Raw genomic sequence first — 21,188 nt, forward strand, 5'->3', positions numbered from 1 at the left:
GTTTCGGACCTGCAATTTTTTTGCTGTCATTCTGAGTGTTAATTTTTCAGGAAAAAAATTAATTGGAGCTACGACGCTTTTTAGCAGAGGACTTCTAGAAAAGTTCGTCATTTCGAGCGTAGCCGAGAAATCTCTATTCAAAGTTCAAAGATTTCTCCTCCAAAGGGCCTATAAAGCACTTTGGTCGAATCCGATAGCTATCGGATGACGATTTTTTTATTGTTTCGAAAAACGTCAATGGTACTACTATGTATGTCCCGATACTTACTATCGTGTGGACACATCTTTGAAACATCGTTTTATGAGCCGAAATAATCAAAACAACAACATTTTTAATGGCATTTTCTAAGAACGGTTGTCATCCTTCCCGAACTTCGGCAGGCATCCTAATGCGCAAAAAAAATGGGGTACTGTCAGGTTTATTTTGTGCGGCCTGTTCAGAAATCGTTCTAAAAATGCTTGTAAATGAATTGGAAGTTTCTTTACTCGTTCAAAGATCAAAATCAACCAAACTTCTCATTAATTTTGCAAAATGGGCCTTCCAAATTTAATTTTATCTGTAAGCTTAAACAATTAATTTTCAGTAATATAATTACCAATACTTAAACATAAAAGTTAGTTACAGCGATTTATTCACCATAAATTTCGCTCAAAAAACAAAATTATATTCTGTTATGCCGTGTAACTAACTGTTTTACAGCGGTTAGCATTGGTTTACTGATTCCTTGAGTAAGCAAGATTAAAATCGTGCCTCATGGTTTTAAACCTGTCGATTACCGTGGCAATAAACGCTTCATCGATAATGGCAAAAACATCGTTTACCCCACCTCCGCTCAGGTCCAGTTCCGATAATTTATAGCTCTGCTCAAAAGTGCCTTTTTCGAATTTAACGATGTATTTTTGGTTCATAGAAAATATGGATATTTTGCAATCCGGATGTGCTAGTTCTGCAATAACTCTCATGATGGTTTGTTTAAATTAATGTTTATTGAATGGAGACACCGTTTAGCGTGCCACTGCATGATACAATAGCAAAGCGGGCGAAAAGCTCTTCTGAATACCATTCTCGCTGACGGGTCATTTTAATCACATCGGCATGGTCGAACGTTCTGTACGCATAGTTCTTCATGCTTTCCGCATTTTCCCAAATGGAAAAGGTAGCCTGATCGAAAAAGGGGTTTTCGCCCATCCCGGCCGATAACAGAAAGCCCTCGGCCTGGCGCATAGCTGTTGCTGCCCGCTTAATATTGCTTCTAAACTCCTTCAGTTTAGCGGGCTTAATAGCGGCCCTTGTAATCACCGCTATTTTACCATTGTAAGTGTCATTTTTTGTTGTTATAAATGGTTCTTTATTAGACCATAATCCATGTGATGCTAAAGGTTTTAATAAAGTAGTAAATTCCTCGTTTCCAAAAAAGCGGAACCACTTTATTACAAAAGCGCTACTATAAAAAGCGTCACAATCTGCCTTGCTCTCCCAGGTGGTGAGCACGGCCCAATGTTTAAAATCAGGTGCTAAATCTACCTGCGCATTCTTTCCACAACCCATCAACTTCCAGAATGTACATTTTTTATTCAGCCATAAGGGAATGCGCAACAAGGCCATCCCTAAAAATGCGAAAGGAATAGTGGTGGTTTTAAACTTCGTAATGGTTAAAGCTACAATCATGCTTAGGTAGTCTAATTGCGTCAAAACTAGTGAAATTACCCCTATTATCTTTTCAAAATTTTGTCATTATCAACACGAAAGCGCGAAAAGACATAAATCCTTTTTAACTTTGATCGTTATGGCAGAAGATTTAACGATAAACAGAAGTACGAGCAAGCAAGCGCAATACGAATCGCTCATTCCACAAATTGAGGCGTTGCTGTACGGCGAAACCGATTTCGTGGCTAACATGGCAAATGTTGCGGCCGCCCTCAAAGAGCAATTTAATTGGTTTTGGGTGGGTTTTTATCTGGTTAAGAACGACGAATTAGTGTTAGGGCCATTTCAGGGGCCGGTTGCGTGTACAAGGATCAAAAAAGGCAAAGGTGTTTGCGGTTCGTCATGGGCTCAGTCCAAAACCCTTATCGTTCCCGATGTGGATGAATTTCCGGGCCACATTGCCTGTGCTTCCGCCTCCCGATCTGAAATTGTTTTACCACTGATTAAAGATGGTGAAGTAATCGGCGTACTTGATATAGATAGTGAGTTCTTAAATCATTTTGATGAAGCTGATGCTGTTTACTTACAACAAGTTATCGTAATTTTATTAAACCAATACATTAAGTAGTTTTGAAGCTATCATCCGCATATTATCTCAATCAGGATGCCGTTGGCGTAGCTAAAGATCTGTTGGGGAAAGTACTCTTTACCAAAATCGACGGCGAAATTTCTGCGGGCATCATTGTAGAAACCGAAGCGTACTTCGGCATTAACGATAAGGCATCGCATGCTTACGGAGGGCGCCGCACTAATAGAACGGAAACCATGTACAGCCAGGGCGGTGTAGCCTATGTTTACCTTTGTTATGGCATGCACCACCTGTTTAACGTGGTAACATCGGTAAAAGATGAGCCCCATGCCGTGCTCATCAGGGCAATTGAACCTTTAGTTGGCAAGGATTTGATGGAACAGCGTCGAAAAATGCCCGCTACAAAAAGTGCCATTTCATCGGGCCCCGGATCTGCAGCCAGGGCGCTGGGAATAGACCGTAAATTCAACACCAAGGATTTAACAGGCGAAGAAATATGGATTGAAGATCATCAGATTCGATATCGCGAAGATGAGATAGCAGCCTGCCCACGCGTTGGAATAGCTTATGCGCAGGAGCACGCTTTACTGCCGTGGCGGTTCTTTGTTAGAGGCAACAAATATGTGAGTAAGCCCAACAAGCTTTAGCTTTAATTAAAACATTTAAGGTGTTGCCCTGTTTTTCATTTAAATAATTACAAAATGAAGAACGAGAAAAATATATCAATTTTAAAGGAAATGGCAGAAAGTGTTCGTACCTGTATGTTTACGACCTTTTCATCAAACGAAGAGTTTGGCAGCCGCCCAATGGGAACAGCGAAAATTGAAGATGATGGCAGCATCTGGTTTTATACTAATGAATATTCGCCTAAATCGAAAGAAATATCCAAAGATAACAACGTGCTGCTCGCTTACAGCGATCCTTCAAAAAACACTTATCTTACCGTAAAGGGGAAAGCCGAACTGGTTGATGACAAGGTGAGAAAAGAAGCTTACTTTTCGCCATTTGTTAAGGCATGGTTCCCCGAAGGGATAAACGATCCGCAGCTTATTCTTATTAAGGTTACGCCCGATGAAGCCGAGTATTGGGATTCTTCATCATCCAAATTAGTGGTTTTGTTTAGTGTGCTTAAGGCCGTTGTTACCGGAAGTACGCCCGACATGGGAGAGCACGATACCATGAAGTTTTAAATTTTTATGACTTCGTATGAAAGCAGGATTGGAAACAATACCTGCTTTTTTTGTAATATTGAGCAATGAATTTAGAGAACAATTTAGCCTTTGCACGGGCACTGGATGAAGCCGATGAATTGAAGCATTTTAGAGATCAGTTTCTGTTTCCAAAACATAATGAAAAAGAATTTATATATCTGTGCGGTAACTCTTTAGGATTGCAGCCTAAAGTAGTAAGTGAGGTGATATCAGGGCAGCTAAACCGCTGGGCAAACCACGCCGTTGAGGGTTGGTTTGATGGCAGCCAACCCTGGATGCTTTACCATAAGGAGCTGAAAACACTGATGGCGCCAATTGTGGGCGCATTGCCCGAAGAGGTTTGCCCGATGAATACGCTAACGGTAAACCTGCATCTCTTAATGGTGTCGTTTTACCGTCCACAAGGTAAGCGCTTTAAGATCATTATGGAGGGTGGTGCATTTCCGTCAGATCAATATGCCATTGAGAGTCAGGTCAAATTTCATGGTTTTGATCCTAAAGATGCAATTATAGAGGTTTTTCCACGCGAAGGCGAGCATGTGCTTCGGACCGAGGATATTGTGGCTAAAATTAAAGAAAACGGCCATGAAATTGCTTTGGTGCTTTTTGGAGGGATAAACTATTATACCGGCCAGTGGTACGATATGGAAACGATTACCAAAGCCGGGCATGATATTGGCGCTACCGTAGGTTGGGATTTGGCGCATGCCGCCGGAAACGTGCCCGTAAAGCTGCACGACTGGAATGTTGATTTTGCCTGCTGGTGCTCTTATAAGTATCAAAACTCTGGTCCCGGGGGGATAAGCGCAATCTTTGTTCACAAGAAACATTTTGGCAATACCGAATTACATCGCTTTGCAGGATGGTGGGGCTATCAGGAAAGCAACCGTTTTAAGATGGAAAAAGGATTTGTTCCTGAGGCTGGCGCAGACGGTTGGCAGGTGAGTTGCACGCAGGTAATGCCCATGGCGCTATACCACGCTTCGCTACAAATTTTTAAGGAAGCAGGTTTCATCGCTCCCTTACGGAGCAAAAGTATTGCTTTAACATCATATCTGGAATTCATTATCAACGAGGTTAATAAATCGGTAGGGGAAGAGCAGTTTAAGATTATAACTCCTAAAGGCAGCGATGATCGGGGGGCGCAATTATCAATCATTGCCAAAGCGCATGGCAAGCAAATTTTCGACGGTTTGATGGAAAATCACATCCTCGGCGATTGGCGAGAGCCTGATGTTATTCGCCTGAGTCCTGTTTCGCTTTACAACTCATTCGAAGATATCTATCTCACCGGAGTAACCTTGCTCGATGTCACCACTAACGTATTAAAATCAAAATAATCCCAGATGATAAACTACAACCCGAAAGATTGGTTTACGTTCATATTCAGGCTGCATAAAGCCGATACCTTTAATAAACTCTGGCCGCTGATGCTCAGCGTTGCTATTTTCTCTGCAATTATTTCCTTTCTCGAGCTTCATGTATTTAAGCTTTCTAAAAGCGATTATGTAAGCAATATCGGGATGATGCATAGTTTACTCGGTTTTGTGATCTCCATGCTATTAGTATTCAGAACCAACACATCTTACGATCGGTGGTGGGATGGGCGGAAGTTGCTGGGTGGCTTAACCAACGTTAGCCGCAATTTCGCAATGAAAATAAAAGCCCTGCAGTTGCCGGAAGAAGAAACCCGGTTTTTCGAATACGGGATTCCCAAATATGCGTTTGCTTTGAAAGAGCACCTCAGAGAGAAAAAGTACTTTGGCAAAAACAGCTTCTTAATTGAAGTGAAAAAAGATAAGCATATTCCTAATCAGGTAGCTACAAGCATGATATCTAAATTATACGAGCTCACAGCCAAAGGCTTGATTTCGCAAGAGCAGCTGATTGTTTTAACGCAGGATGTAAATCAGTTTACCGACATTTGCGGCGGCTGCGAGCGGATAAAAAATACCCCAATACCATTTTCGTACAGTGTGTTTATCAAGAAATTCATATTCATTTATGTACTAACGATCCCCATTGGTTGGGTGTTTAGTCTTGGCTATTATCTGGTGCTTATCGTTCCTTTTATCCTCTATGTGTTAGCGAGTTTGGAGTTGATAGCTGAAGAAATAGAAGATCCATTTGGCGAAGATGCAAACGACCTTCCTGTGGATACGATTTGCAACAATATTGAAAAGCACGTAGAAGAAATTTTAGGAAAATGATAAAAATTGCCTGGGATCCGATTTATGCTCATCCGTTACCCGAGGGACATCGTTTTCCCATGTTGAAATATGAGCTCATTCCCGGGCAGTTGCTTTACGAGGGAACGATTGAACAGGGGAACCTTTTCTCTCCCGAGCCAACAACCGAGGAAATTGTGCTGCTCACCCATGCGTACGATTATTGGGGCCAACTTCGCGATATAACTTTGCCCGCTAAAGAACAACGTCGAATCGGTTTCCCACTTAATGCACAGTTGGTAGAACGCGAGTTACGGATTGCACAAGGAACAATAGACGGTGCGTTATTGGCCATGGAACATGGAATTGCATTTAATGTTGCTGGAGGAACGCATCACGCTGGCAGCAACTGGGGCGAAGGATTTTGCCTCCTTAACGATCAGGCGATTGCCGCAAACTATTTGTTAAATAAGGGTTTAACACAAAAGATCTTAATTGTTGATTTAGATGTGCATCAGGGAAACGGAACGGCAGAGATTTTTCAAAACAATGATCGGGTGTTTACTTTCTCGATGCATGGCGACCGCAACTTTCCATTTAGGAAAGAGCAGTCCGACATCGACGTGCCGTTAGCCGACGGATTTGAAGATGATGCGTACCTTTCATTATTACATACTCACTTTAAACAGGCACTTGAACGCTCAACGCCCGACTTTGTGTTTTACCTTTCGGGAGTTGATGTGCTCGCTACCGATAAACTTGGAAAGCTTTCGTTAAGTAAAGCCGCCTGTAAAGAACGCGATAGGATTGTGCTTGAGACGTGTAAAAATCGGGGCTTGCCCCTGCAGGTGAGTATGGGTGGCGGATATTCTGCAGATATTAAGGAGATTGTTGATGCGCATTGCAATACTTACCGCCTGGCATTTGATATGTTTATGTAATGATGGCGGCGCCCGGTTCGTCCCGATTTTTAATGGATTGAAGCAATCTGATTTACGAAATGAGATTGCTTTCCGGAGAAGTTGGGACAGACTTCACAATAGCCCCTTTTGGGCAAAGACGATCTTTCATAGGTCTGTCATTGATTTCAATGTGCAAACGCTGTCATCCTGAGTAAGCGAAGGATCCCAAGGCGATGAAAAGCGAAACGCCAAAAACGCACGCTCAGCGCCCGGTTTCGACATGGATTGTAAATCCAAAGCTATTGGGGTCGAGATTTACAAATCTCGACCAACTGGTTTTCTGACATTGCACTAATTAAGGTTTTAACGCTGTCATCCTGAGTACGCGAAGGATCCCCAGGCGATGAAAGCGAAATGCCAAAACGCATGTTCAGCGCCCGGTTTCGAAATGGATTATAAATCCAAAGACGATTATATCAATGAAACAAAAAAGGCGAACCGATATGGTTCGCCTTTTCTGTATGGAAAAAACTGTTTTAGTAAGTAGCTGCCAGTTTTAACGCATTGTAAGCATTTACAATACCGCCGCTTACACATAAGTCAGCGAAAGGAACAGAAACTGTTTCTTCGGCACCTTCTTCACCTTTTTTGTATGAAACGTTGTGATTTACTTTGGTAACTGATTTCATGATAATTTCTTTCACCTGCACCGCAGTAAGTTTCGGATAGTACGAGCGGATTAACGCTGCCAAACCTGCAACAACCGGAGAGGCCATACTCGTTCCGTTTAAGTTTTTGTATTTAGAACCCGGAACGGTTGAGTAAATATCAACACCCGGGGCAAACACATCAACCTGAGTTTTACCAAAGTTAGAGAAACTGGCTTTCAATGTTTCGTCGTCTTTCGGGCCCGATGCACCAACCGTTATCCACGAACTTGCCACGCCTCCATCTAAATATTTTTGCGTTGGGAAATTGTTCTCCACTTCAAGGTCTTTGTTCTCGTTACCTGCGGCATGTACTAAAAGCACATCTTTCGATACCGCATATTTTACCGCCGCGTCTACCGCTGCTTTATCCCAGCTGTAGGCTTTACCAAAACTCATGTTAATTACCTTGGCGCCATTATCAACCGCATAACGGATGGCATTGGCAACATCTTTATCGCGTTCATCGCCGTTTGGCGTACAACGAACGCCCATAATTACCACATTATCTGCCACACCGTTAATTCCGATTTTATTGGTTCTATCAGCAGCAATAATTCCGGCTACGTGCGTTCCGTGCATGGCATCAGGGCCTGCTACGTCGTTATTTCCATAAAATTTCTCTGTAGCGTCGTTCGGGTTATCGCCAACGATACTACGCGGATCGTAATCAAGATTTAAATTGTATTCGGCCTGACGGGTGTAATAATCCAAACCTTCTTTAATTTGATCTTCGTAAAAATCCTTAAAGCTGCCTTTTTCCAATTGCTCGCCCATTATACCTTGAATCCTTTCCTCCAAATAGTTCGACGGCTTGAAGTTCTTAAAATCTTCGGCTGTTGGTTCTTCCTTACCAATTTTCTTCACAACGCCATCTAACGCAGCCTTAAAGCCATTAATATTGGCAAGACCCGCTTTTGCTTCGGCAAGTTGTTTTTCAAGATCAGCTCGTCTGGCCTTAAAAGCTTCCCAATCGGCCTTATCTTTCTCAGCTACATTGGCATCGGTAGTAGTGGCAAAGCGCTCCTGGTCGCGGCGAACCAAACGTGTTAGCTCAAGTGTTTCGAAATTGACCGATCCCTTTGGCCCGCCAATAAAGTTCCAGCCGTGAATGTCGTCTGCGTAGCCGTTTTTGTCATCATCCTTGCCATTGCCTGCAATTTCCTTTGCGTTCACCCACATCACACGTTTTAAGTCTTCGTGCGTGGCTTCTACACCACCATCGTTAACAGCAACGATTACCTTCGTTGATTTTTTGCCTTTCAGCAACTCCTTATACGCCTTTTCTGTACTGATACCAAAAGCAGAGTCTGTTTTTAGATCGAGATTTTGCCAATTTGCCTTTTGTGCGTTCACAAACAAAGGCAGTGCAACTACAAATGTGCCGGTTATTAGCACCTTGAAAAAATTATGCTTGTTCATTTATTTCTATCTTTAAAAGGCGAAAATAAGCTTTATTTCAATTTATAAGTGTTAAAAAGGTGTTAAAATTGCTCTTTATGCCCCGTGGTGGTAAAGAAACAAAACACACACAGAAATTTTTTCAGGCCCGATAAAATTTAAAACCTATACCCAACATTCCCTATAAACTGCCTTAAATTTTGGGGATAATAATTAATGTCCCAATATTTTTGGTTGCCCAGGTTGTTCACTTTCAGGCCGAGCCTAAGGTTGTTCCACTCGTAAAACACCGAAGAATTGATAACCGTATAGGCCGGAAGCGTAAAGGTATTGGCGTTGTTGCCGAAAGATTTAGCGGCATAGTTCCCACCAATGGCCAGGCCAATGCCATTTGCAAATTTATAGCTTGCCCACAGGTTGGCAGCGTGTTTTGGCGTAGTTACGGGAAGCTTGCCCTGTAATTGGGCTTCGATTTTTTCGTACTTGGGATTGAGGTAGGTGTAGCCCGCATTGATGCTGAGGCCCGGTATGGGCGTGGCGAACAAATCAAGTTCAACGCCCGAATGGCGCTGGCTACCATCCTGAATCTGCAGTCTTGTAACATCATCAAATCTGACCTTATTAGTTACCAGTATATTAAAATAACTGATTGAGCCGCTCAGTTTTTTGTCCCTCGTTTCTATCTTCATTCCCGCTTCGATCTGGTTGGCCTGCTCGGACTTAAATACACTCACGCTTCCATCTTGTTGCTGTACGGCTCCCTTGTTCACAAAACCATTCGAATAACTGGCAAACACAGAAAGACGATCTTTCAAAGCTTGGTAAACCAACCCGAACTTTGGCGAAAAGGTAGTTTGCTTATAAGCATCGTTCTCGCTCTTCACTCCATTATTTATAGGTGTCTTATTGTGAAAACGATCCATTCTCAAGCTTAACATCGCCGAAAATCGATCCGAAATGTTAATTACATCAGAGGCATATATGGAAAATGTACGTTGCCCGAAAGAAGAGGCATCTAACTGTTCGTTATTATAAAGGCTATCCAACTTCGCTTCGGATATGGGCAGTACCGCTTGCGAGGGAAGCGTCAGTATATCATAGTCTTTGTCGGGATACCCACTGAAAGTGTTATCATTATCATAGTAATCCAAACCAAACAACAACTTGTTTTTTAGCTTTCCGATATGAAATTCACCCTGAACGTTTTCCTGAATGTTGAGGGTATTAAAGGCCGCCCTGCTAACTTTTCCCACCGTACGGGTATATAAATTATCCGAATTCCATGATAGTCCATAAAAATAGCTTGGCTGCCAAACATTTTGCATCGAAGAAAAGGCGGTGATGGATTTCCAATTGGGCGCCAACTGATATTCGGCCCTAACTGCATGGTTTAAGGTACTGATGCGGCTCTCCAATCCCTCGCCAATTAAAGTTTGCTTATAGCCGATAGGCAATTGCGCTATTTTGGTTATATTGGATGGAAAACTATAATTATAATAGGTTCCTATCCAGTTCGATTGATAGATTTCGCTGTTCAGGAATATCGACAGCTTATCGTTTACCTTGAATAGAAAACTTGGGGCTACCGCAAAGTTCTTTTTATAGCCATAGTCCTGAAAACTGTTTTCGTTATGCAAGGCCGCGTTGATGCGGAAGAGCACGGTCTTGTCTTGGTTCAGCGGACTGTTAAAATCAACCGTTAAGCGGTTTAGGTTGTTGGTTCCCGATGAATAGGAAATTTCGCCGCCCAGAAATTCATAAGGTTTTTTGGTTACCCGATTAATGAGGCCGCCGTAAGATGCCGTGGAGCCGAACAAGGTACCCGATGGGCCCTTGATGGCTTCGATACGCTCCAGGTTTATCGGGTCGGTGCCCGCATTTTGAACTGCTGCCAGCCCGTCTACAAATCCGCCTGTCGAATAAAATCCCCTCATTTGGGCGTAAGCGCCTCCATTTCCGCCAGAAACGGTGCTGGTTACCACTCCCGGAATATTATTTAAGGCTTCCTGATAATTAACCTGCATCTGTTCTCTCATCATTTCTTTGCTCACAATGTTGTATACCTGAGCATTTTCTAGGTTTTTTAAGGGCATTTTAGACACCATTTCGCTCTGTCGGGAGTGCATTTTAGATGACGACACCACTACCTCCTGCAGTTGCTCTTCGTTTTCTGTCAGCACAAAATTTACCATTACCTCCTCGTTCGCAATTACTTTTACCTGCTTTTTTTGCGTAATCAAACCCGTATAACTTGCTATAAGCGTGTATGTTCCCGCTGGCACTTTAACAAAGGCGAAAGTTCCATTTTCGTCCACAACCGCTGTCCGTTTCGTTCTTTCAAACCTGATGCTTACCTGTGCCGCGGGCTTGCCATCGGCTGTGGTTACGGAACCTTTAATGCGGCCCGTTTGGGCAAATATGTTGATGGTAAATAGTAGGAGTAATGCAGTAAAAAGTGTTTTCATTGTTCTTTTATTTGTGTTTAACTTAAAATGGCCCGCTCGTTTTCTGTTTGTAGCGCAGCCGCTTGATTTATATATCATCCTGCTTCATCAATTGATAGCATTTACGCCATTATTTTTTGGAGCGCAAGGGCGGTAGCAGCACTTCGGTAAAGTTCCGTTTGGTGCCAAAGGCAATTCCTTATAGCAAGGCATAATTTTTTGGTTGTAGGCCATCTCCGGATTACCGGAAAGCTGCCATCAAAAGGATTAAGCTGTATGCCGGGGTTAGTTTTAACGATCTGGTAGCCAGGCAATAAACATCCCCGACAAGGACAACAAGCATTTGTTTTCAAATCGAAAAAATAGCTATTAGCTAATAACGCCTCAAGTTTTTCTTCCTTTTACGGCCCCACCAGATGTAAAAGCCCGTAACCGGCAACGAGGCGCAGATGAACGAGACGCAAAATGCCATCGTCATGCCGGCGTATCCCAAGGTTTTTCCAGTGTGCAGATCGTAATTGCTGTTGCGCCATTTTTGGCCAATGGTTTTGTTTTTTTGCAGCAGATCTGCGTATTGTTTCCCCGTTGTCAAATCGAACAGGTAGTAGTTATAACCCGACCACAGGCTGTTGTCTTTAAAATTTGCGACTGTTACCAGCATGTTTGCGCTTTTATTTATAGAAAGGAAAATGCTGTGATAGGATGGGTTCTGTGTGGTTAGCTTTTGTGCGGCGAGGTCTAAAACATTGGCCTGCTGGTGTTTTATTGGCGGCTGATTGGGGTTTGGTAGCAGTTCTACTTTGTTAATGCGGCCATCGAACATTTTGTAAACGGTGTTTTCCCACCAGGTAAAAGACCACACCATGCCTGTGAGGGCTATAAAAAGGCCAAAAACCAGGATATAAAACCCAAGTACGTTGTGCAGGTCGTAGTTTTTGCGCTTCCATCGGGTGGTGGCTTTCCATTTTAGCGAAAACCGCTGTTTAGCTGCAGCCCTGTTTTTGGGCCACCATAAAAAAAGCCCCGAAAGCAGCATCACTACAAAAATCAGTGTTGCGCTGCCCACAATGAGGCTTCCTATTCTGGCGTTGAGGTAAAGGTGTTGGTGGATGGCCCTAATGGTGGTAAAAAAATCATACCGCAGGTCAATTACGCCATTTACCTTGCCCGTATAAGGGTTTACAAAGGCCCTTTTCCACCTTACGCCAGTAGCTGCCCAAAAACCGCGGCTTGCCTTTTTCTTGTCTACGTTAAAGGCATCAAACTCCCAGGCTCGTTCTGGCTGGCCATACATAGTTACCCGCGTAACGGTATCGGCAACGCCGAGGGCTTGTTGTGCTGTTTTTTGGAGTGCGGTGAGCGACAGGGTTTTTGCGTTTTTTGGCAAATGCACATCCACCAATTCACGGTTAAAAACGGCGAACAATTCTTTCTCAAAAACAAAGATACAGCCGGTGATGGACACGATGAACACCACCAGGCCGGAGGCGAGCCCGAGCCAGAGGTGAATTTTGCCGATGGCCTTTTTAACCGTCATATCTTAAAACTTAAGCGTAAAATCGACCGCAAAATTTCGTGTAGGGTTGTAAATCCCGAAATAATCCCAATAATGCGCATTGCCAATATTATTCATTTTGAGGCCCAGCCGCCATTTTAAGTCGTTATAAAACAGGGCCGCATTTACCACATGGTATTGGGGAAGTGTGATGCTGTTGCTGTCGTTAAAATAGCTTTTGCCCACGTAGTTACCCCCAAAGCCTGCACCAACGTTTTTTAGCGCCCCCGATGCAAATTGGTAGCTTAGCCAGTAATTGGCGATGTGGTTTGGCGCCCCGGCCACAAAGTTGCCCTCGTTTGCGGCAGCCTTTACAATCTTGTTTTCGTTATATCCGTAGCCGAGTATAATATTTAAGCTAGCTATGGGGTTGGCCAAAAACTCAAACTCGAAGCCTTTACTTTGTTGCTGGCCATCCTGGCTGATGAAATTGCCATCGCTTCTGCGTAGGGCGTTATCTATATTGATGCTATAATAGCTTAACGTGCTGCTTACCTTGCCGTTGAAGATTTCGCTTTTTACCCCGGCTTCCCATTGATTGGCAAAAATTGGCTTCACGCTCAAAATGCTTCCATCGGGCTGCTCTTGTATGGGGTTGTTGTTCTGGAAACCGCTCATGTAGTTGCCAAATACCGAAACCTGGTTTTTTATCAATTGATAAACGAGACCCAGTTTAGGGGCCAAGGCATTCTGTTGATAATCATCCTGCCCTGTCTGTTTAGAAGTATACCGATCGAAACGCAGGCTCAGCATGGCGTACAACCTGTCTTCTACATTTAACACTTCCGACACGTAGGCGCCCATCAATTCGTTTTTGGTGTTACGCCAGTTGATTACTGCTGATGGTTTCAGCAAAATATCATTTGCCTGTATTTTATTGATGAGCTTGTTGGGCATCGTTACATTCACCGTGTCGAAATTTGGCGCCCTCTTGCTCGAACCGTTCGCATATAAATTGGTATAGTTCAGCCCCGTAAGCAGCGTATGTTTGATCGGCCCGGTTTTAAATTTGCCCACAAAATTCTGCTGCGCATTGATATAAGTATTTTTTATAGGCCCCCAAATGCCAATATACCTCGCCACCGTGTTTTTGGCCGTCCAGGTATTGTAAGTTTGATAACTGTATTCGGTAAATTCGTTTACGTACGAGAGATTGCTCGATGATGTCCAATGATCGTTGATTTGATATTTCGCCTCGACAAAATACTTCTGCGATTCCGTTTTGGCATCCACGTCGTTATCGTATAACGATGTTCGGTAGGGCAGCGGAAGGTCTTTGAAATTGGTATAGCCAGATTTCGGGTTGATGATGGTGTAGGTGGGCCTTGACGAAGTGGCATTAAAAATCTCCGCATCAAATAAAAAGGTAAGCTTATTGCTCGCCTTGTACAATAAGCTCGGCGCAAAGGCGAAGCTATTGGTGCGGCCAAAATCGCTGAAACTGTTTTGCCGATGTAGCGCCGTATTAACGCGGGCCAAAAGGGTTTTATCTTGATTTACAGGCGCATTCACGTCTGCCGTGATGCGGGCCAGCCCAAAACTCCCCACCGTTAAACCCACATTTCCGAAGAAATTTTCTATTGGCTTTTTGGTCACCAGATTTACCACGCCACCAAAAGAGGAAATTCCCGAGCCAAACAACACACCTGACGGGCCTTTAATAAATTCGATACGTTCGATGTTGGAAACATCGGCGCTGGAACGGCCCAAATTAGACTGTAAACCGTTACGGGCGCCAATGCTGGTGATAAAGCCACGAGATACCAAACCCACTCCGCCGCTTGGAAACGAAGTTGGCGCAACACCCGGCGCCATTTTTAAGGCGTCTAACATGGTAGTTACCACCTGCTCCTTTAATAATTTCTCGCCCACAACACTATACACCTGTGGGTTTTCGAGGTTTTTCAATGGCATTCGGGCCACATGCTCTGTGTTTTTATTGGCAAATTTATTACTGTTGCCCTGCACAAATACCTCGTTTAGTTGCTCCCGATTTTCAGTTAAAATAAAGTTTACGGCTGTTTCCGAGTTGGCGATGATGGTTACCTGCTGCTGCTGAGGGTTTAATCCGGTATAGCTAGCTACCAGCGTATAAGTTCCAACGGGCACTTTATGAAAGGTAAATGCGCCATTTTCATCCGCAACGCTGGTCCGCTTAATTTCCCGAAACTTTATGCTGACAAGTTCTGCCGGCTTACCATCGGCTGTAGTTACGGTGCCCTTAATGCTGCCTGTTTGAGCAAATGCCTTGATAGTGAATAGGAGGAGTAAAAAAGTAAAAGATCTTCTCATAATTTGTATTTAGACTAATTAAAAATTAGCCAAAAGTAACAAAATTGTGCGAATAGCCAAAACTTTTAGGAGTAATGGAGCGAAATGGTGCAAGAAGTTGGATTAGGAATTTAAAGGGAGGCCACAGCTGGGTGACCCTCAAAGCTAAAAACTTAGCTGGAATAAAGAAAAATAAAAGCGGAAATTTTTAACAGGATTGGTATAAGCCCGATAACGCGACCTAAAAAAGAGGCTGTCGCAAAAAGAAATTCGATTTAAATTTATCAGGTTGAGCCCAGGGGAAATTTTGGGGGTAGACACAACTCATTTCGCCCGTTCGCTCCCATGTAAGATACCACTGAGATACGTTAAAATTCGAACGTCGTTTCAACTGCAGCACAGTTGTTCAGATTTTTCATCGGTAGCGAAACGGAGAAATCTTTGAAGCATCTTTGGATGAAAAGTTTAAAGATTTCTCCGTTAAAGGAGTTCTTCGCTCGAAATGATGATTCGCCAAATGCGCTACTACTTTAGCGATGACGCAATTTCCTTTGCCATTTGATCGTGATGCTCAATGATGGCGAGTGTTTTAGAGGCCCATGATTTAAGTGCGGCATCGCGGTTGTTGGTCCCGTCTTTAAATATGGCTACCGTTTTGTCATGGTCCTTAACCATCATCTCCATATATGCTTTATCGAATGCCGCCCCGGTTACTTTCTTCAATTCATCTAGGCGGATTTGTTCTTCAGCAGGAAGTGTATTTGGAGTAATTATTTTCTTGTAATCGGCCAGTTCCTTTAATTGCTGATTTGCCTTGCCATGATCGGTAAGCATTTTATCGGCAAAATCTTTAACCGATTGATTGGATGCGTTTTTCTGGGCAATTTTGGCGGCTTCCACTTCCATCATTCCGCCCGCTGCTGCTTTTCTTAAAAATGTAGCGCCATCTTCATCCAAACCAGACTCGGTACTTTCCGTTCCGGCCACATGGTTTCCGGTAATCATATTCGTGTCGCCGGCAACACTGTCTTTTTCAGTTGATGATTTCTTATCGGCGGTTTGACAGCTCTGAAACAAGAGTGCGCCTGCAACAATGGTAGAAATTAAAAAAATCTTTTTCATGGGTTTCTATTTTTCGTTTGTATTGAAAACAAGAGACCAATGAAAAGGTTTGAAATGCTATTCGTTGTTGGTTTGGTAAGGGTTTTTGATGGCGATTCCCAGCTGCTGCTCGGGGTGCTCAATGGGCTTGAAGCCGAACTGCTCGTACAAGGCATGTGCATCTAAAGTTGCCAATTGGTAGCGACGCAAGCCTTGCAGGGCAGGGTGAAAGATCATAAACGACATGAGCTTTTTCGACAAACCCAATCCCCTGAACGCTTTTTCTATGTAAACATCGCATAGCCAGCCAAAAGTGGCCTCATCGGTTATCCAGCGTGCAAAGCCCACTTGTTGCTGATTTTTGTAGATGCCAAAGCACAAAGAATTATCAATTGATCGCTGAACAACATCCAACGGGATATTTTTGGCCCAATAAGATTCTTCGCTCAAATACCGATGGATTGCAGCAACCTGAAGGAGCTCCTTCTTATCTGAAAAAATAAAACCGTTTTCGCTGATCTGCATGGCTGGAGGTGAATTATTGAATGAATGAATTTAGAATGAATGAATGAATTTAGAATGAATGATGGTTAATTGTTGAACTGGTTAACTGCCAATTGAGAACTGCGAACTGCTTACTGCTAACTCCCAACTCCCAACTCCAATCTCCCAACTCCCAACTAAATCACGCTCTCATGTTAATAAATTGCAAAGGCTGATCGAAATCCTCGCCGCGGCAAAGACTGATAACGGCCTGTAAATCATCAATTTTTTTGGCAGTTACCCGAACCTGATCATCCATAATAGCTGGCTGAACTTTTAATCCGCTTGACTTAATTTTAGCCACCACCTTTTTTGCGGCTTCCTTGTCTAAACCTTCCTTCACCGTAATTTCCTTGCGGATCATGTTTCCCGAAGCAATAATTTCTTTCCCAAAATCGAGGCTTTTAGGATCAAGGTTTTGTTTCATCATCCGCGAAATAATTGACCCTTCAATGGCCTTCAAACGCATATCATCTTCAGTAAAAATGGTAACAACGTTTGTTTTTTTATCCAAATCGATGGTGCTTTTCGAGCCGTTAAAGTCAAATCGGTTCAATATTTCCTTTTTGGCATTATTGATCGCATTATCAAGTGTTTGCGCATCAACTTTACTCACTATATCAAAAGAAGGCATGGTTTTAGCTTTTAAATTAAAAAATAAGTAGATTTATTCAGTTCAATCCACTTTCACAAAAAAACAAAAAATAATATGAAAACCACTAAATCAAAGTCTCAAAAAAAAACCACCAGGAAAGATGCGAAGAAACAATTGGAGCAATCGTTGGCATCGCAGTTCTTAGAGGTGGTTAAAAGTTTAGGTCACGATGCCTCCGAAATTAGCACCGAGGTAGCCAGGGCCAGCAAACGTGTTGCAAAAAAACTGACGAAAAAATTTACAGTAATCAAGGCCGATGTTGGCCAGAAAATAGATGGGTTGTTAAGCTCATCGAAAGAGGCAAAGGAAGAGCTTACAAAGCCGGTGATCAAAAAGGTAAGCAAGGCTGAAAAAACTGCAGAAAAAGTGGTTAAAAAAGCCGTTGCAAAGGCAAAGCCCACAGCACAAAGTGTTAAAGTTGCGGCTATAGCTACGCAAGAAAAAGCGGAGAAAGTTATCACTAAGCCAACAATGCGGGCAAAACCAGCGACGAAAAAGGCTGCCGCTGTACCCAGTGCCGATACGGAAAAGAAACCTGCAAAACCAGCTACAAAACCAACAGCGCCATCCAAACCCGAAGCAGCACGAAAAACTGCCGGGTCCGAAAAAAAAGCAACGTCAAAAGCCGCCAACCTCGGTAAGAAAAACAAATTGCTATAATTGTTAATCGCTTAATATGAATAGTGGCCTAAGTTAACATAAACTTAACAAATTAATTTGCAGTTTTGAGCATCCCTGTGTTGACGGGGATTTTTTATTTTTTACATGAGCAAAAAGAAGATCCCATTTTTTAACCGCGAAATAAGTTGGTTATATTTTAACGACAGGGTTTTACAGGAGGCGGCAGATGAAACCGTGCCACTTATTGAGCGAATTAAATTTTTATCTATCTTTTCTTCCAACCTCGAAGAATTTTATCGGGTGCGTGTAGCCACCATGACGCGGTTAACCAACCTGAACGACAAGGCAAAGGCGCTTTTGGGATTTAATCCCAAAAAAATATTGAACGAGATAAAAAACATTGTGGTAAAGCAAGAACGAAAGTTCGACCAGCTTTTTCAGGCCACTTTAATTAATGAACTGGCCCAAAACCGAATCTTCATTTTAAACGATACGCAGCTTAATGTAAGCAGGGGCGAGTTTGTTAAAAATCATTTCAGAGACAAAATTCTTTCGAACATTGTTCCCATCATGCTCGATATGGAGAAACCCTTCCCCGAACTTAAAGATAGATATTTGTATTTTTTCGTTAAGTTATCGAAAACCGATACCAAAATTAGGGAAAAGTATGCGCTGATTGAAATTCCGCCTAATTTGCCACGCTTTTTGGTGCTTCCGGAAACGAACGACCTGAAATTTATCATTTTGGCAGAGGATATTATAAGGTATTGCCTCGACGATATTTTTTATGTATTTGCCTACGATAATCTCGAAGCCTATTCTATTCAGCTTACACGCGATGCGGAGCTGGATATCGACAAAAACATCAACGATAAATTTATCGAAGATTTGAAGAGCAGTCTCGAAAAGCGAAAAAAAGGCAAGCCCATGCGTTTGCTGTACGATTCGGCCATGCCATTGAATATGCTTACAGTTTTAGTGAATAAATTAAAGCTCGAAGCAGAAAGTCTGATTCCGGGAAATCGCTACCACAAATTTGGCGATTTTATTGCTTTTCCGAATGTGGGTAAAAAGGAGCTGGAGTACACGCCAAACGTTCCGTTAAAGGTTCATGGACTGCACAGAACAGAAAGCGTTTTCGCTAAAATTGCCCGCCGCGATTATCTCATCAATTTGCCCTACCAATCGTACGACTACATCATCTTGTTTTTGCGTGAGGCTGCTATCGATCCAAAGGTTACGGAGATTCAGATTACGCTTTACCGGCTTGCAGAAAACTCTAAAGTGATTAATGCCCTGATTAATGCGGCCAAAAATGGAAAGGCAGTTTCGGTGGTGCTCGAGCTAAAGGCCCGCTTTGATGAGCAAGCAAATATTTATTGGACAACGCGGCTGATGGAAGAAGGCGTTAAGGTTAACTATGGCCTTACGGATTACAAAGTACACTCGAAAATTTGTTTGGTTAAACGCATAGAAAAGGATAAACCGGTATATTACGCTAATTTGGCTACAGGAAACTTTAACGAAAAAACCGCCGGCCTGTACTGCGATCACAGTATTTTTACCGTTAAAAAGGAAATTACGAACGATTTGGTAAAATTATTCGATGCGCTTTCGAAAAGAACCGTTACAAAAGGCTTTAAGCACCTGATCGTTTCCCCGTTAGAAAGTCGCTCGAAGCTGATCAATTTTATCAATCGCGAAATTAGAAACGCCAGGGCCGGCAAGTTGGCTTACATTATGCTCAAGGTAAACAGTTTGGCCGATGAGGGAATAATTTCCAAACTTTACGATGCCAGCAACGCAGGCGTAAAAATTCAACTCATCGTTCGTGGAATCTGTTGTTTGGTGCCCGGTATAAAGGGCTTTAGCGAAAACATTACGGCGATAAGTATTATTGATAAATTTTTAGAACATGCCCGGGTTTACATCTTTAGTAACAATGGCAAAAACGACATGTATTTATCGTCGGCCGATTTAATGAGCCGAAATTTTGAGCACAGGGTAGAGGTTGGCTTCCCGGTTCTTGATGCGGATGTGAAGCAGGAAATTCAGGATATTATCGATCTGCAGCTGCAGGATAACACAAAATCGCGACAAATTAACGCAACCAACAGCAACAAATACCATAAAAACAGACAGAGCAAAAAAATAAGAGCCCAAGTGGATATTTATAACTATTTAAAAACCAAGCACCAATCGTAATGTTAAGATACGCAGCTATAGATGTTGGTTCGAATGCAGTGAGGTTACTCATTGCTGATATCAGTAAACAAGAAGGAAAATACAAGTATAAAAAGAACACGCTGATTCGTGTGCCGTTACGTTTGGGCGATGATGCCTTTCTGGATCAGCATATTTCGGAGCGAAAGGCAGGCGACCTCGTAAAAACGATGCTTGCCTTTAAAAATCTGATGGACGTTTATCATGTGTCTGAATATTTGGCCTGCGCTACTTCTGCCATGCGTGAAGCCCGGAATGGCGAAGATATCGTAAAGCAAATTAAAGAACAAGCCAACCTGAGTCTCGAAATTATTGAGGGCCAAAGGGAAGCCAACATCATTTATGCTAACCATATCGAAGAAAACCTCGACGAAAATAAAACTTACCTCTACATTGATGTGGGCGGCGGCAGTACAGAGCTATCGGTTTTTGTAAAGGGCGTTCCCGAAGCATCGAGGTCGTTTAACATCGGAACAATACGGATGTTGGATAATCAGGATAAAGAAGAAACCTGGGATGAAATGAGAGAATGGGTAAAGGAGCATACAAAGGCTTATAAACATTTGGCTGCAATTGGCACGGGTGGAAACATCAACAAGCTTTTTCGCATGAGCGATGAAAAGGACGGAGCGCCAATGTCGTTGCAAAAGTTGAATGCACTGTACAATAAACTTACCAGCTATTCGCTAAAAGAGCGCATTCATGTGCTGGGCTTAAATGCCGATCGTGCTGATGTAATTATCCCGGCCAGCGAAATTTATTTAACGTTGATGAAATGGACCGGAATTAAGCAGATTTTTGTTCCGAAAGTGGGGATGGCTGATGGTATTATTAATTTGTTAATTGAAGAGAATTTGGATTAAAGTGAGGTTTCTGCATTGCAGAGGCCTTGAAAGAGCGTTATTGCCCCAAAGGGGCGACTTTGTAGCGAGGCACAGCATATCCCGACTTATCCTATCTTGTGGACACATCTCCTTTTGCCCGTTCGTCTTTCCCGCGTAGGCGGGAATCTTAATGCAAAGCACCAAATTTTATTCATTAAGATCCCCAGTCAAGCTGAGGATGACGGCCGTTAATGGATGATGCCATACAGGTTGGGGCGTCATTGCCCCAAAGAGGCTACTTTGTAGCGAGGCACAGCATATCCCG

General features: G+C 42.9%; 19 protein-coding genes. 10 read left to right on the forward strand and 9 right to left on the reverse strand.

Annotated elements, in window-relative coordinates; translation table 11 throughout:
- Nucleotides 1-335: 335 nt before the first annotated feature.
- A complete protein-coding gene (locus IZT61_RS01290) occupies nucleotides 336-551 on the forward strand; it encodes a hypothetical protein (protein ID WP_196099409.1) in 216 nt (71 codons plus the stop codon).
- Between the two features lie 163 nt (nucleotides 552-714).
- Here the strand turns inward: IZT61_RS01290 and IZT61_RS01295 are convergent, their stop codons facing one another.
- Together IZT61_RS01295 and IZT61_RS01300 are read right to left on the reverse strand one after the other, a co-directional pair.
- On the reverse strand, nucleotides 715-963 hold the full coding sequence (locus IZT61_RS01295) for a hypothetical protein (protein WP_196099410.1): 249 nt from the start codon (nucleotides 961-963) through the stop codon (nucleotides 715-717).
- A 22-nt stretch (nucleotides 964-985) separates the two neighbouring features.
- Nucleotides 986-1,669 carry a DUF3291 domain-containing protein gene (locus IZT61_RS01300; protein ID WP_196099411.1) on the reverse strand — a complete coding sequence of 228 codons (684 nt, stop codon included), beginning with the start codon at nucleotides 1,667-1,669 and terminating at the stop codon, nucleotides 986-988.
- Nucleotides 1,670-1,787: 118 nt separating this feature from the next.
- Here IZT61_RS01300 and IZT61_RS01305 point away from each other — a divergent pair, with 118 nt between their 5' ends.
- The 6 genes from IZT61_RS01305 to IZT61_RS01330 all read left to right on the forward strand — a co-directional run bounded on the left by IZT61_RS01305 (nucleotide 1,788) and on the right by IZT61_RS01330 (nucleotide 6,557).
- On the forward strand, nucleotides 1,788-2,276 hold the full coding sequence (locus tag IZT61_RS01305; RefSeq protein ID WP_196099412.1) for a GAF domain-containing protein: 489 nt from the start codon (nucleotides 1,788-1,790) through the stop codon (nucleotides 2,274-2,276).
- A 2-nt stretch (nucleotides 2,277-2,278) separates the two neighbouring features.
- Nucleotides 2,279-2,884 (forward strand): DNA-3-methyladenine glycosylase, encoded by a 606-nt coding sequence (locus IZT61_RS01310; protein WP_196099413.1) that lies wholly within the window; start codon nucleotides 2,279-2,281, stop codon nucleotides 2,882-2,884.
- A 54-nt stretch (nucleotides 2,885-2,938) separates the two neighbouring features.
- On the forward strand, nucleotides 2,939-3,427 hold the full coding sequence (locus tag IZT61_RS01315) for a pyridoxamine 5'-phosphate oxidase family protein (protein WP_196099414.1): 489 nt from the start codon (nucleotides 2,939-2,941) through the stop codon (nucleotides 3,425-3,427).
- 65 nt (nucleotides 3,428-3,492) lie between these two features.
- Entirely contained in the window at nucleotides 3,493-4,788 is a 1,296-nt protein-coding gene (gene kynU / locus IZT61_RS01320) for a kynureninase (protein WP_196099415.1), read from the forward strand.
- Between the two features lie 6 nt (nucleotides 4,789-4,794).
- The gene (locus IZT61_RS01325; protein ID WP_196099416.1) at nucleotides 4,795-5,658 is read left to right on the forward strand and encodes a bestrophin family protein; all 864 of its coding nucleotides are present in this window, start codon (nucleotides 4,795-4,797) and stop codon (nucleotides 5,656-5,658) included.
- Nucleotides 5,655-6,557: a histone deacetylase family protein gene (locus tag IZT61_RS01330; protein WP_196099417.1), complete on the forward strand. Its 903-nt coding sequence runs from the start codon at nucleotides 5,655-5,657 to the stop codon at nucleotides 6,555-6,557. The genes IZT61_RS01325 and IZT61_RS01330 overlap by 4 nt, the downstream gene beginning before the upstream one ends.
- A gap of 497 nt (nucleotides 6,558-7,054) precedes the next feature.
- On the opposite strand, the gene IZT61_RS01335 is transcribed toward IZT61_RS01330, so the two are convergent.
- The 7 genes from IZT61_RS01335 to IZT61_RS01365 form a co-directional block, all read right to left on the reverse strand.
- Nucleotides 7,055-8,647, reverse strand: coding sequence for a S8 family serine peptidase (locus IZT61_RS01335; RefSeq protein ID WP_196099418.1), 1,593 nt, complete (start codon nucleotides 8,645-8,647; stop codon nucleotides 7,055-7,057).
- 137 nt (nucleotides 8,648-8,784) lie between these two features.
- Nucleotides 8,785-11,091, reverse strand: coding sequence for a TonB-dependent receptor (locus IZT61_RS01340; RefSeq protein WP_196099419.1), 2,307 nt, complete (start codon nucleotides 11,089-11,091; stop codon nucleotides 8,785-8,787).
- A 352-nt stretch (nucleotides 11,092-11,443) separates the two neighbouring features.
- Nucleotides 11,444-12,607: a PepSY-associated TM helix domain-containing protein gene (locus IZT61_RS01345; RefSeq protein ID WP_196099420.1), complete on the reverse strand. Its 1,164-nt coding sequence runs from the start codon at nucleotides 12,605-12,607 to the stop codon at nucleotides 11,444-11,446.
- 3 nt (nucleotides 12,608-12,610) lie between these two features.
- Nucleotides 12,611-14,917, reverse strand: coding sequence for a TonB-dependent receptor (locus IZT61_RS01350; protein WP_196099421.1), 2,307 nt, complete (start codon nucleotides 14,915-14,917; stop codon nucleotides 12,611-12,613).
- A 504-nt stretch (nucleotides 14,918-15,421) separates the two neighbouring features.
- Complete coding sequence (locus IZT61_RS01355; RefSeq protein ID WP_196099422.1) at nucleotides 15,422-16,018, reverse strand: DUF4142 domain-containing protein; 597 nt, start codon at nucleotides 16,016-16,018, stop codon at nucleotides 15,422-15,424.
- 57 nt (nucleotides 16,019-16,075) lie between these two features.
- The gene (locus IZT61_RS01360; protein WP_196099423.1) at nucleotides 16,076-16,522 is read right to left on the reverse strand and encodes a GNAT family N-acetyltransferase; all 447 of its coding nucleotides are present in this window, start codon (nucleotides 16,520-16,522) and stop codon (nucleotides 16,076-16,078) included.
- Nucleotides 16,523-16,682: 160 nt separating this feature from the next.
- Nucleotides 16,683-17,174, reverse strand: a complete 492-nt coding sequence (locus IZT61_RS01365) for a YajQ family cyclic di-GMP-binding protein (protein WP_196099424.1) — start codon at nucleotides 17,172-17,174, stop codon at nucleotides 16,683-16,685.
- 75 nt (nucleotides 17,175-17,249) lie between these two features.
- On the opposite strand from IZT61_RS01365, the gene IZT61_RS01370 reads away from it, so the two are divergent.
- The 3 genes from IZT61_RS01370 to IZT61_RS01380 all read left to right on the forward strand — a co-directional run bounded on the left by IZT61_RS01370 (nucleotide 17,250) and on the right by IZT61_RS01380 (nucleotide 20,902).
- A complete protein-coding gene (locus IZT61_RS01370; RefSeq protein WP_196099425.1) occupies nucleotides 17,250-17,855 on the forward strand; it encodes a hypothetical protein in 606 nt (201 codons plus the stop codon).
- A 105-nt stretch (nucleotides 17,856-17,960) separates the two neighbouring features.
- Nucleotides 17,961-20,021: a polyphosphate kinase 1 gene (ppk1, locus tag IZT61_RS01375; protein ID WP_196099426.1), complete on the forward strand. Its 2,061-nt coding sequence runs from the start codon at nucleotides 17,961-17,963 to the stop codon at nucleotides 20,019-20,021.
- Nucleotides 20,021-20,902 (forward strand): Ppx/GppA phosphatase family protein, encoded by an 882-nt coding sequence (locus tag IZT61_RS01380; RefSeq protein WP_196099427.1) that lies wholly within the window; start codon nucleotides 20,021-20,023, stop codon nucleotides 20,900-20,902. The genes ppk1 and IZT61_RS01380 overlap by 1 nt, the downstream gene beginning before the upstream one ends.
- The last annotated feature ends 286 nt before the right edge of the window (nucleotides 20,903-21,188 follow it).

This window comes from Pedobacter endophyticus, from assembly GCF_015679185.1.
GTDB classification, from domain to species: Bacteria; Bacteroidota; Bacteroidia; order Sphingobacteriales; family Sphingobacteriaceae; genus Pedobacter; species Pedobacter endophyticus.

Excerpts from the sequence above, each read along its gene's own strand:
- ppk1 (WP_196099426.1), top strand. The coding sequence starts at position 17,961 with ATGAGCAAAAAGAAGATCCCATTTTTTAACCGCGAAATAAGTTGGTTA.
- IZT61_RS01335 (WP_196099418.1), bottom strand. The coding sequence starts at position 8,647 with ATGAACAAGCATAATTTTTTCAAGGTGCTAATAACCGGCACATTTGTA.
- IZT61_RS01295 (WP_196099410.1), bottom strand. The coding sequence starts at position 963 with ATGAGAGTTATTGCAGAACTAGCACATCCGGATTGCAAAATATCCATA.
- IZT61_RS01355 (WP_196099422.1), bottom strand. The coding sequence starts at position 16,018 with ATGAAAAAGATTTTTTTAATTTCTACCATTGTTGCAGGCGCACTCTTG.
- IZT61_RS01290 (WP_196099409.1), top strand. The coding sequence starts at position 336 with ATGGCATTTTCTAAGAACGGTTGTCATCCTTCCCGAACTTCGGCAGGC.
- IZT61_RS01370 (WP_196099425.1), top strand. The coding sequence starts at position 17,250 with ATGAAAACCACTAAATCAAAGTCTCAAAAAAAAACCACCAGGAAAGAT.
- IZT61_RS01300 (WP_196099411.1), bottom strand. The coding sequence starts at position 1,669 with ATGATTGTAGCTTTAACCATTACGAAGTTTAAAACCACCACTATTCCT.
- IZT61_RS01365 (WP_196099424.1), bottom strand. The coding sequence starts at position 17,174 with ATGCCTTCTTTTGATATAGTGAGTAAAGTTGATGCGCAAACACTTGAT.
- IZT61_RS01330 (WP_196099417.1), top strand. The coding sequence starts at position 5,655 with ATGATAAAAATTGCCTGGGATCCGATTTATGCTCATCCGTTACCCGAG.
- IZT61_RS01305 (WP_196099412.1), top strand. The coding sequence starts at position 1,788 with ATGGCAGAAGATTTAACGATAAACAGAAGTACGAGCAAGCAAGCGCAA.
- IZT61_RS01345 (WP_196099420.1), bottom strand. The coding sequence starts at position 12,607 with ATGACGGTTAAAAAGGCCATCGGCAAAATTCACCTCTGGCTCGGGCTC.
- IZT61_RS01350 (WP_196099421.1), bottom strand. The coding sequence starts at position 14,917 with ATGAGAAGATCTTTTACTTTTTTACTCCTCCTATTCACTATCAAGGCA.
- IZT61_RS01360 (WP_196099423.1), bottom strand. The coding sequence starts at position 16,522 with ATGCAGATCAGCGAAAACGGTTTTATTTTTTCAGATAAGAAGGAGCTC.
- IZT61_RS01315 (WP_196099414.1), top strand. The coding sequence starts at position 2,939 with ATGAAGAACGAGAAAAATATATCAATTTTAAAGGAAATGGCAGAAAGT.
- IZT61_RS01340 (WP_196099419.1), bottom strand. The coding sequence starts at position 11,091 with ATGAAAACACTTTTTACTGCATTACTCCTACTATTTACCATCAACATA.
- IZT61_RS01380 (WP_196099427.1), top strand. The coding sequence starts at position 20,021 with ATGTTAAGATACGCAGCTATAGATGTTGGTTCGAATGCAGTGAGGTTA.
- IZT61_RS01325 (WP_196099416.1), top strand. The coding sequence starts at position 4,795 with ATGATAAACTACAACCCGAAAGATTGGTTTACGTTCATATTCAGGCTG.
- kynU (WP_196099415.1), top strand. The coding sequence starts at position 3,493 with ATGAATTTAGAGAACAATTTAGCCTTTGCACGGGCACTGGATGAAGCC.